Consider the following 10475-nt stretch of genomic DNA (forward strand, 5'->3'; position numbering starts at 1 on the left):
CAGCCTTCGCCTGCGTCGCCGCGTGGCCGGGGAGTGAAGGGGACGACGTCTTCGCGATGAAAGTATTGCTGGCAAGCTGGGGGAGTCGCGGCGAGATCGAGCCGGTGGCAGCTGTTGCCCGTGAGCTGACGTACCGCGGGCACGATGTGCAGATCGCGGTTCCGCCGGATCTGGTCGAGTTCACGGCGTCTGCGGGCCTAAATGCGGTCGCATACGGGCCGCACTGGCATCCGTTCAGTGACGCGTACCGCGACTACTGGTCGTCGTTCTTCCGCCAGCCGTGGCGAATTCCGAAGTTGGGCCGGATGTGGCGAGAGGTTTCGGATCCTCTGATGAAGGCCCGGCCACAGATCAGTGACCGGCTCTGCGCGCTCGCGCAGGGAGCCGACCTGCTCCTCACCGGGATGAACTTCGAAGAGACAGCGGCCAACGTCGCCGAGTATCACGGCATTCCGCTGGCGACCTTGCACTGGTTCCCATTTCGTCCCAACAGGTATCTGATGCCGTTCCTGCCGTCGACGCTGGGCGCACCCGCGATGATGACGTTCGAATGGCTGTCCTATCTGGGGGCGAAACGAACCGAGGATGCCCAGCGACGCCGACTGGGGCTGACGAAGGTCAACACCCCTTGGCAGTCGCGCATCGCCAGGCGCGGGTCCTTGGAGATCCAAGGCTATGACGAGGCGTGCTTTTCGGGGCTGGCCGACGAATGGTCACAGTGGAACGCACAACGCCCCCCGCGCAGACCGTTCGTCGGGACGCTCGCGCTTGAGCTCGCCACCGATTCCGACGAAGAGGTCCTGTCGTGGATCGCGGCGGGCGCTCCGCCCATCTTCTTCGGGTTCGGCAGCATGCCCCTGACGTCGCCCGCCGACACGATCCAGATGATCGCGACGACGTGCTCGCGACTGGGTCAGCGTGCCCTGATCGGCACCGCGGGTGGCGATTACGGTGACCTACCTCAGTTCGAGCATGTGAAGGTCGTCGGTGTGGTGAACTTCGCAGCCATTTTCCCGGTCTGCCGCGCTGTGGTGCACCACGGCGGGGCGGGTACCACCGCCGCGAGCCTGCGCGCGGGGGTACCGGCGCTGATCTTGTCGATGGACCTCAACCAGGCGCTTTGGGGCAGGCAGATGAAGAAGCTCGGCGTGGGCGCCACGAGGTTGTTCTCGAACACCACCGAGGAGTCGCTGCTCAAAGACCTGCGCCGCATCCTGGCCCCCAAGTATGCGAAAGCGGCCCGCGATGTCGCGTCCCAGATGACCAAGCCCAACGAGAGCGCGGTGGTCGCGGCCGATCTCGTCGAGGAGTATGTCCGCGCGAAATCGGTCGGCTCATCATGACGGCTGCCTCGGTTCTGCCGCCGCGCTCTGTTCTGCGGAGTGCATACGACAAGCGAAAGGCCTCTGACGGGTCATGAAGTTCGTACTCGCAAGTTGGGGAAGCCGCGGGGAAGTGGAGCCGTGTGCCGCGGTCGGGCGCGAGCTGGTGCGCCGGGGTCACGAGGTTCGCATGGCTGTTCCGCCAGATCTGGTGAGCTACGCCGCGGCGGCGGTGCCCGACACCGTGGGGTTCGGCTCAGATCTGCAATCGATGATGGACGCCTACCGCGATTTCTGGACGGGATTCTTTCGGCGGCCCTGGCAGATCCGCGAGATGAACAAGCTGCTGCACGAGATGTGGCAACCCCTCAACGAGAGTTGGGGCGAGATGAGCAGGACGTTGACCACGCTGACCGACGGCGCTGATCTGCTGCTCACAAGCAACGTCGGCTTCGAGGTGCAGGCCGCCAATGTCGCCGAATACCAGCGGATCCCGCTGGCGACACTCCACTGGTACCCGATGCGGCCCAACGGACAGTTGGCACCATTCCTGCCCGCGCCGCTGGCACGCTCGGCCATGGCCACCTACGACTGGCTGTCCCGCGGCGGGTGGGCGAGAAAGGTCGAGGCCGAACAACGCCGTGAACTTGGGTTGCCCAGAGCGGGCGGTCCGTGGCCACAGCGGGTTGTCGACCGGGATCCGCTGGAGATCCAGGCCTACGACGAGGTGTGCTTCCCCGGTCTGGCCGACGAGTGGTCGAAGTGGCGTACCCAGCGTCCGTTCGTCGGTGCGTTGACCCTCGAACTGGACACCGACGCCGACGACGAGGTCGCGTCCTGGATCGGTGCGGGCACTCCGCCGATCTTCTTCGGCTTCGGCAGCATGCCGGTGGAATCGCCCTCGGAGACGTTGGCGATGATCGCGTCCGCGTGTGCGCGACTCGGGGAGCGCGCTCTGGTATGCGCCGGATGGGACGACTTCGGGAGCATCGACCAGTACGACCACGTCAAGGTGGTGGGGGTGGTGAATTTCGCGGCGATCTTCCCACTGTGTCGCGCCGTCGTGCACCACGGGGGTTCAGGGACGACGGCGTTGGGGTTGCGCGCCGGGGTCCCGACACTGATCCTGTCGACCGACGCGAACCAGGCTTTGTGGGGCTCGCAGATCAAGAGACTCAAAGTCGGTACCGGACGGCGATTCTCGGGTGCCGACGAGGAGACGTTGGTCTCCGACCTGCGGACGATCCTGCAACCCCGATACCGCACCCGCGTCCGCGAGCTCTCCACTCAGATGACCAAACCCGCCGAGGGGGCAGCACTGGCGGCCGCCCTGGTCGAGGACTTCGCACGATCGAAAACGGTGGGGGTTCGATGAGATTCGTTTTGGCAAGCTGGGGTAGCCGCGGTGAGGTCGAACCGTGTGCAGCCGTTGGGCGTGAACTGCTGCGGCGCGGTCATGAGGTGCAGATGGCGGTCCCCCCCGACCTCGTCGGGTTCACCGAGTCCGCCGGCATCCCCGCCGTCGCGTACGGCCCTGTCTTGCAGGACATCATGGATGCCTACCGTGACTTCTGGACGTGCTTGTTCCGTAGTCCCTGGCGGCTGCGTGAGTTGGGGCGGTTGGCGGGCGAGATCTCCACCCCGCGGAACAGCTGGGCCGAGATGAGCACGACTCTGACATCTCTGACCAAGGATGCCGACCTACTCTTCACCAGTAATCTGGCATTCGAGCGGCTCGCCTCCAATGTCGCCGAGCACCATGACATTCCGCTGGCCACTTTGCACTGGTTTCCCACTCGCGCCAACGGCCAGGTGGTGCCGTCGATCCCGGCGCCGGTGCTGCGTTCTGCACTCTCCGTCTACGAGTGGTTGTCGCGGGGCGGCTCCGAGCGAAAGGTCGACGCCGCGCAACGCCGGGCGCTGGGCTTGCCGAAGGCCCAGGGGCCGTGGCCCTGGTGGATCGCCGCCCGGGGAGGGCTGGAGATCCAGGCCTACGACGAAGCCTGTTTCCCAGGCCTGGCCGCCGAATGGGCGAAATGGGGTGACAGGAGGCCGTTCATCGGCACGTTGACCATGGAACTGCCCACCGACGTCGACGAGGAGGTGGCGTCGTGGATCTCCGCCGGGACACCACCGATTTTCTTCGGGTTCGGGAGCATGCCGATCAAGTCTCCGGCGGACACCATCGCGATGATCGCCGGCGCATGTGCACAACTCGGTGAGCGGGCGCTGGTCGGCACCGCCGGTGTCGACTTCGAGGACGTTCCGGCCTACGAGCACGTCAAGGTCGTGGGCGCGGTGAATTACGCGTCGGTTTTCCCGGCGTGCCGGGCCGTCGTACACCACGGCGGCACGGGCACTACCGCGTTGGGTCTGCGTGCTGGGGTGCCGACGTTGATCCTGTCGACGGACATGCATCAGACGTTGTGGGGAGCCCAACTGAAGCGACTGAAAGTGGGCGCAAATCGGCGCTTTTCCGGGACGAACGAGAAAACCTTGACCGACGACCTGCGCACGATCCTCGCCCCGCAGTACAAGGTGAATGTCCTCGAACTGTCCAAGCAGCTGGCTACGCCCGCCGAGAGCGTGACCAGTGCCGCTGACCTCCTGGAAGAGTTCGCTGACCGCTACCTGCGGACCAGATAGCCTCGGGGGGCCCAGGTCCACCCGAACTTTTCCTCGCGCTCCTGATCGTGGATGTAATCGTTCGGGAACTCGGCCTCGTACGCCTCGATGGCTTCGTACGGACCAGGACCCCAGCCGGGTGCGACCGGATGCCCGTTGAGCACCGAGTCTTCGACGACCAGGTAGTCCCCGGCTGACAACAGTGGTCGCAAGGCCTTCATCTCGGCCAATACATGGTCCTTGCTGTGGTCGCTGTCGAGGATCGCGAAGATCTTGCCCGGGTATTCCTTTTTCAGCGCGCGGATTCGGTCCGCGACCGCGTCGGCAGTAGAGGACGACTCCATGAAGATGACGTCGGGATCCTGTTGTGCTTCCGGCTTCAACCGGGCGTGATCGATGTCTACCGACAGAATCTTGAACGGCTGACCGATCTCCCGCATCACGCTGGCGAAGAAGCGCGCAGAACCGCCGCAGAATGTGCCGAACTCGATGACCAGAGCGGGCTTCTGGGCGTGCAGGATCTCCTGGTAGTTCCACATGTCGCTGACCGACTTATAGCACTCGATACCCATCCAGGTGGTCTCGTGCCAGACCAGCTTGTTGAAATACCACTTGTTGTACTCGTCCGGCTCCGAACCCGTGGAGTCATAAAGGTACAGCGAATACAGTTCCGGGTTGTAGTAGATCACCCGGAGGCGGTGCACCTTCTTGGATATCTCCCGGAACGGCTTCGTTACCCGAGCCACGACAGCACCGGAAATGCGCCGAGCCGCACTCCTGACATCGGTTTCGGCCGACGGCAGCGGCTCCACGTATTCCTTGCTCTGCGAGGTCATTCCAGCATCCTAACTGCGGCGAGGATGGACATATCCCCGTACATCGATATGGAACTAACTGTCGACAAGCGACGCGCTGTCGGCGATCTCCGGCCGTCCGTCGATCCAGTTCAGAAGGGCACGCAGCCCGTCCTCGAGGAACCATTTTGGGCGCCAGTCGAGTTCGGTTGTGGCCGGTGCGATGTCACACCGCGCAGCACGGACATCTCCGTCGCGGAACTTGCCGACCACGGTCGGATCTGGTGCGCCGCAGAGTGCGGCGGTCATCGCGGCGAGTTCGTGGATAGTGGTCGGTACCCCGGATCCGATGTCGACGCGGCGTGTCAGGGTCGCGGGACGCCGGACCGCCGCGAACAGGGCATCGACGACGTCGTCGATGAATACGAAATCGCGCAGTATCCGACCGTCTTCGTACACTTCGAGGGGAAGGCGGCGACGCGACATGCGTGCGAACAACGCCACGATCCCCGTGTACGAATTGGTCAGGGATTGTCCGGGGCCATAGACGTTCTGCAGTCGCAGCACGCTCACGTTGCTGTCGTGTGCCGCCGCCCATGCGGTGAGGATGTGTTCCTGCGCGAGCTTGGTCGACGCGTAGACGTTGGTCGGTCGCGGCTCAGTCCGTCCCGCTGAGCTCGAAATCGGCTCAGCCGCTTTGCCTGTCGGACCTTTCGGATCCCAGATGCCCGCGAGCAGTTGTGCGTGGCTGCGTGGCGGGGGGTAGAAGATATGCCCGTCGGACTCCCATGCCCCTTCGCCGTAGACGGCACGCGAGGACGCCAGTACGAATTGCTCGGGTACATGCTCGGCACGGCTAAGGGCGTCGAGGAGCTGAGTGGTACCGACGACGTTCACCGATCCGTGCCGGGTGGCTTCAGAAAGCGACTGTGCCGTACCTGTTTCCGCGGCCAGGTGGACGATCTGCGATGGCTGGATCAGCCGCAGGACGGCATCCCAGTCTGGGGCATGGGTGACGTCACCGGTGAAGAAGCGCACGGCCGATGGCAAGTCGACGGTCGAATTTCGGCTGTGTACCTGCGGGTGTAGGACGTCCATGACCGCCACGTCGTAGCCGGCATCGACGAGTCGGCGGGCGAGGGCAGAGCCGATGAAACCCGCGCCACCTGTGATAAGCACCGATGTCGTCAACTGTCATCCCTCCAGTTGGTGCGCACGATCAGCTGCGCAGCTAGGCGCAACCCCTCGATCCTTCTCGACACTGCGCGTGCGAACCCCGGCGTCGCGAGCAGAAATTAGCACATCCGTCAGTATCTGAGGGCGACTGGACCAAAAGTCCGGCTCGACGCCCTAGTCTGCTAGCCGAGAGCTTGGAGGAGAACGGTGAGCGTAGTCGACGGACACACAGCGGACCGCACGAGCAAGCGGCCCGTTGATCGGACCACGCTTCATCGCGTGTGGCACGGGCTGCTCGCGGTGATCGTGCTCGCGATCGCCGCGCTGTGCTATTTCTTCCCGATCCTGCTGGCCGTCCTCGGCGGGCTTGTCCTGCTGCTCGGCTGTGCCCGGCTGATCTACCGGGGCCGGGACCGCTACATCCCCAACCTTTATGCCCGTGACACCCGGGTCTACGACGATGACTACCGCGGCTTCATCGCTGAGACGATGGCAAGTCTGCGGCGGTGTAAGACACCGGACCACGTGCTGCTGCGTGAGGCGGCGCAACTGCCGGCCCCGTCCGGCGCGAACCCCGAGGAACTGCTGCTCGATCTGGGCGTGTGGATCGGATGGTCGACCCGACTGGCCGCGGACGCCAGCGGCAGGCCGGTCTACGGATTCGACACATTCGAGGGTCTGGTCGAGGACTGGCAGGTCGACGACCAACTCGTCATCAAGCGCGGAACCTTCTCGCTGGCCGAGCCTCTCGCGCAACGGTTCATCGCCGATACCGGCGTGACCCTGCAGGACGGTCTGCCGCCGGCATTGGGCCGCAAGGTCGAGTTCATCAAGGGGATGACCTACGACACGCTGGCGCCGTTCCTGGCCGAGCACCCAAATGCTCCGATCGCGTTGTTCCACATGGATCTCGACACCTACGAGAGCTGCCTGCACGCACTGGAGACCTGCAAGGACCGCTTCGTCGAAGGGTCGGTCCTGGTCTTCGACGAGTACCTGGTGACCAACGGTGAGATGCGGGCGTTCTACGAATTCCAGCGCAAGTACGGGCTGCAGTGGCGTTATCGCGCGTGGGGCCTGGAGATCTGGGAGATGAACGTCGAGATGGTCAGATCTCGCTGGAAGCGTTTCGCGTACTACCTGATCCTGATCACCGGGTACTGGACGCTCGGCGACGGGCGGTACGTGTGGGCGTTCTTCGACAAGCGGTTCTGGCGGTTCTGGCTGGGCGCTCCGCTCGGCGACATCGCGTTCATGCTCGGCGCCGCGGGTCAGCGCAAGTCCGTGAGCCTGGAGATCACCGGGCTCGGTGGGCTCGGCGCGGAAGGCCGATAGTCCACGGCGTCAGCGGTTCTCGCCGATCCAGGTGGTGGTGAAATCCATCACCGACGGGATGTTGCGGGCGAGGTCGGTGCCGATGGCCTTCTCCAGGTTGGCGCCCATCAGCGGGATCTTGACCTCGACGCGGCCGTCGAACCGTAGCGCGGAACCGGTGGCGGTCGGCTCGAGCCTCGTGGTGGCGTTGCACGATCCCAACCCGCCGGAGACCGACACCGCGATGCGGCCCGCGACCACCCGTTCCGTCGGTGTCCACGTCTCCTCGTAGCGCATCGTGACGTCACCGGGCAGGAGTCTGGCCACCATCCCCGGCAGCAGCTGACGGCCGACGTCGAGGGTGTAGCGCACCACGATCGACCCGTCATCGCCGACATCGAGATCGTCGAGGGTTGTCACGGCCTCGCTGGTGGCGAGCCGGTCACGCCAGTAGTCCTCGCTCCCGAACGCGGCGTGGATCTGGTCGACCGCAGCCGTGGAGTCCGCTGAACCGGTGAACGCTCGTGCCATCGGTACCTCTCCTTGAGTTGGGCAGTTGAAGTTGGACGCTTCTGAGTTGGATACAGTTGGCGTGTTTTATGAACAGGATCGTCAATTTACGGGCAGGATCGTCGCGTGAACATCAATAACGGGCTGGTGATGTTGGCAGACGCGCTGCCGGGCATGAATCGGATCAGGGCTGTGCAGCGCGCGCTCCACGGCCGCGAAAATCCGGTGTACCTGGAGATCGGCGTGTCGCGGGGCCAGGCGTTCCAGAAGATCAGCGCCGATGTGAAGATCGCGGTCGACCCCGCGTTCCGGCTGACCCGGCGCACCCGTGAACTCGCCGATGCGAAGGGCCGCGAGACCCATTACTTCGAGACCACCAGCGACGACTTCTTCGAGACCCAGGCCGACTTCCTCGAACGGCATCCCGTGGACGTCGCGCTGATCGACGGCCTGCACACCTACGAACAGGTGGTGCGTGACGTCGAATACACGGTGCGCCACCTGCGTGAGGACGGCGTCATCTTCCTGCACGACTGCAATCCACCGTTCGAACTGGCCGGCAGGCGCGCGGAGTCCTGGGAGGAGTTCATCGCCCAGCAGAAGGGGCCGCTGGTCATCGGCCTGTGGAACGGCGACGTGTGGAAGGCGATCGTCCACCTGCGCAGCACCCGTCCCGATCTGATGGTCGGTGTGCTCAAGTGCGACCAGGGCGTCGGCTTCGTCCGCAAGGGGACTCCGGAATCGACCCTGTCCTACACACCCGAGCAGGTCGCGGCGCTGACCTACGACGACCTCAAGGCCGACCGGAAACGCCTGCTCAACCTCAAGCCGCCGCGGTACGTCGACGAGTTCCTCGCTGCCGCCGCGTCGTCGACATAGGGCCGGCCACGCGATGAGATTCGTGCTGGCGACCTGGGGTAGCCGCGGGGACATCGAGCCCTCGGCAGCCGTCGGTCGCGAGTTGGTGCGCCGCGGCCACGACGTGACGATGGCGGTGCCGCCCGATCTGGTCGGTTTCACCGAGTCGGCCGGGATCGAGACGGTCGGGTTCGGCCCGAAGGCCGAGAGCATCCTCGATGCGCACCGCGATTTCTGGACCTGCTTCTTCAGCACTCCCTGGCGGTTGCGGCGGATGTTCCGGTCACGCGTCGAGATCGCCGGACCGCTGCTGGAGGGCTGGCAGGAGATGAGTGACACCCTGGTGAAGTTGGCGGACGGGGCCGACCTGATCTTCACCGGGATCAACTTCGAGGACGCCGCAGCCAATGTCGCTGAGCATTACGACATTCCGCTGGCCACCCTGCATTATTTCCCGCTGCGCCCGAACAGCCGGATCCTGTCATCCCTGCCCGCGCCGCTGGCGAAGGCCGCGGTGCGGGCGTTCTGGTGGCTGTCGTGGCGGGTGACCAAGAAGGTCGAGGACACCCAGCGCAGCGCGCTGGGGCTGCCGCAATCGACCGGATCGGCGCCGCGGCGTATCACCGAACGCGGATCACTGGAGATCCAGGCCTACGACGAGGCCTGCTTCCCCGGTCTGGCCGAGGAGTGGGCTGACCCGGATGGGCGTCCGGCCCGCAACAGACCGTTCGTCGGGACACTGACGCTGGGGTTGGCGACAGACGCCGACGCGGACGTCGTGTCGTGGATCGACGCGGGGACGCCGCCGATCTACTTCGGCTTCGGCAGCATCCCTGTCGAATCGCCCGCCGACACCGTGGCGATGATCAGTTCGGCATGCGCGCGGCTTGGCGAACGAGCACTGATCGGGGCAGCAGGCAGCGATTTCAGCAAAGTCCCCGTCGCGGACCACGTCAAGGTGGTGAGCACTCTCAACTATCCGGCGATCTTTCCCAGGTGCCGCGCATTGGTCCATCACGGCGGATCGAGTACCACCCCGATCGGCATGCGCGCCGGTGTCCCGCAATTGATTCTCTTCTGGGATATGGTGCACGCGGTCTACGGCGGGGCGGTCAAGCGGCTGAAGGTCGGTACCGCCCGCCGGTTCTCGACCGCGACCGAGGAAACCTTGGTGGCGGATCTGCGCGCGATCCTCGCCCCCGACTACGTCGCACGTGCCCGCGAGCTCGCCACCAAGATCACCGAACCCGCCAAAAGCGCAGCTTCGGCCGCTGATCTGCTGGAGATGGCGGTCCGGACCCAGCGTGTCGAGTAGCGCCGTCGGGCGTGGCGGCGCGGATTAGCTCGCGGGTGAAGAAAATCTTCGAGAACGTGAATATTTGGCAGCCGCACCGCTACCATCCGTAGCGGAAGTGAGCGATAGAACGCGCTGACAGACCCGATTCCGCAGCCGCCGCGGCAATGGCCCCACCAGCGCCGCGGCGTAGACGACCGATACGGAAAGCGAATTAGCTGAAACCAGCCGAATGTGCGCAATTGCCGGTGACAACGGTCACAGTCAGTGACAGGGGTCACAGGCGGCAGTAAAGTTGGCAAACTGTTACTGGTACGTCAATAACGAGTATGGAGACGCGTTGAGCACCAATCCGTTCGACGACGAGCAGGGCAGCTTCTTCGTCCTGGTCAACGACGAAGGGCAGCACAGCCTGTGGCCCACCTTCGCCGACGTTCCCGCCGGCTGGCGGGTGACGCACGGCGCGGCCGGCCGCGTCGAGTGCCTGGAGTACATCGAACAGAACTGGACAGACATCCGGCCCAAGACTCTGCGTGAACGGCTGGCAGCGGGCGGAGTGTCCGATAAGTAGAGCGGGTGGCT

10 protein-coding genes are annotated in these 10475 nt (G+C 64.8%); 7 read left to right on the forward strand and 3 right to left on the reverse strand.

Features of this window, described 5'->3' with window-relative positions; translation table 11 throughout:
• Positions 1 to 56: 56 nt before the first annotated feature.
• The 3 genes from NTM_RS20645 (at position 57) to NTM_RS20655 (ending at position 3968) form a co-directional block, all read left to right on the forward strand.
• Complete coding sequence (locus NTM_RS20645; RefSeq protein ID WP_163769572.1) at positions 57 to 1343, forward strand: glycosyltransferase; 1287 nt, start codon at positions 57 to 59, stop codon at positions 1341 to 1343.
• A gap of 73 nt (positions 1344 to 1416) precedes the next feature.
• Positions 1417 to 2697, forward strand: a complete 1281-nt coding sequence (locus NTM_RS20650) for a glycosyltransferase (RefSeq protein ID WP_163767451.1) — start codon at positions 1417 to 1419, stop codon at positions 2695 to 2697.
• A complete protein-coding gene (locus tag NTM_RS20655) occupies positions 2694 to 3968 on the forward strand; it encodes a glycosyltransferase (protein ID WP_104861145.1) in 1275 nt (424 codons plus the stop codon). Before NTM_RS20650 ends, NTM_RS20655 begins: the two co-directional genes overlap by 4 nt.
• Here the strand turns inward: NTM_RS20655 and NTM_RS20660 are convergent.
• Positions 3950 to 4783, reverse strand: a complete 834-nt coding sequence (locus NTM_RS20660) for a rhamnosyl O-methyltransferase (protein ID WP_163767453.1) — start codon at positions 4781 to 4783, stop codon at positions 3950 to 3952. The two genes, NTM_RS20655 and NTM_RS20660, sit on opposite strands and share 19 nt — an antisense overlap.
• 54 nt (positions 4784 to 4837) lie before the next feature.
• Positions 4838 to 5920 (reverse strand): NAD-dependent epimerase/dehydratase family protein, encoded by a 1083-nt coding sequence (locus tag NTM_RS20665; protein WP_163769573.1) that lies wholly within the window; start codon positions 5918 to 5920, stop codon positions 4838 to 4840.
• Positions 5921 to 6124: 204 nt separating this feature from the next.
• Here NTM_RS20665 and NTM_RS20670 point away from each other — a divergent pair, with 204 nt between their 5' ends.
• Positions 6125 to 7252, forward strand: coding sequence for a TylF/MycF/NovP-related O-methyltransferase (locus tag NTM_RS20670; protein ID WP_104861142.1), 1128 nt, complete (start codon positions 6125 to 6127; stop codon positions 7250 to 7252).
• 9 nt (positions 7253 to 7261) lie between these two features.
• Here the strand turns inward: NTM_RS20670 and NTM_RS20675 are convergent, their stop codons facing one another.
• Positions 7262 to 7762, reverse strand: coding sequence for a DUF2505 domain-containing protein (locus NTM_RS20675; RefSeq protein ID WP_104861141.1), 501 nt, complete (start codon positions 7760 to 7762; stop codon positions 7262 to 7264).
• A 105-nt stretch (positions 7763 to 7867) separates the two neighbouring features.
• Between NTM_RS20675 and NTM_RS20680 the strand changes: the two genes are divergently transcribed.
• The 3 genes from NTM_RS20680 to NTM_RS20690 all read left to right on the forward strand — a co-directional run bounded on the left by NTM_RS20680 (position 7868) and on the right by NTM_RS20690 (position 10464).
• Complete coding sequence (locus NTM_RS20680; RefSeq protein ID WP_232079785.1) at positions 7868 to 8620, forward strand: class I SAM-dependent methyltransferase; 753 nt, start codon at positions 7868 to 7870, stop codon at positions 8618 to 8620.
• A 13-nt stretch (positions 8621 to 8633) separates the two neighbouring features.
• Entirely contained in the window at positions 8634 to 9914 is a 1281-nt protein-coding gene (locus NTM_RS20685) for a glycosyltransferase (protein ID WP_104861140.1), read from the forward strand.
• A 319-nt stretch (positions 9915 to 10233) separates the two neighbouring features.
• On the forward strand, positions 10234 to 10464 hold the full coding sequence (locus tag NTM_RS20690; protein ID WP_083146184.1) for an MbtH family protein: 231 nt from the start codon (positions 10234 to 10236) through the stop codon (positions 10462 to 10464).
• Positions 10465 to 10475: the final 11 nt, after the last annotated feature.

The sequence above is a fragment of the Mycolicibacterium parafortuitum genome, from assembly GCF_010725485.1.
Taxonomy (GTDB): Bacteria; Actinomycetota; Actinomycetes; order Mycobacteriales; family Mycobacteriaceae; genus Mycobacterium.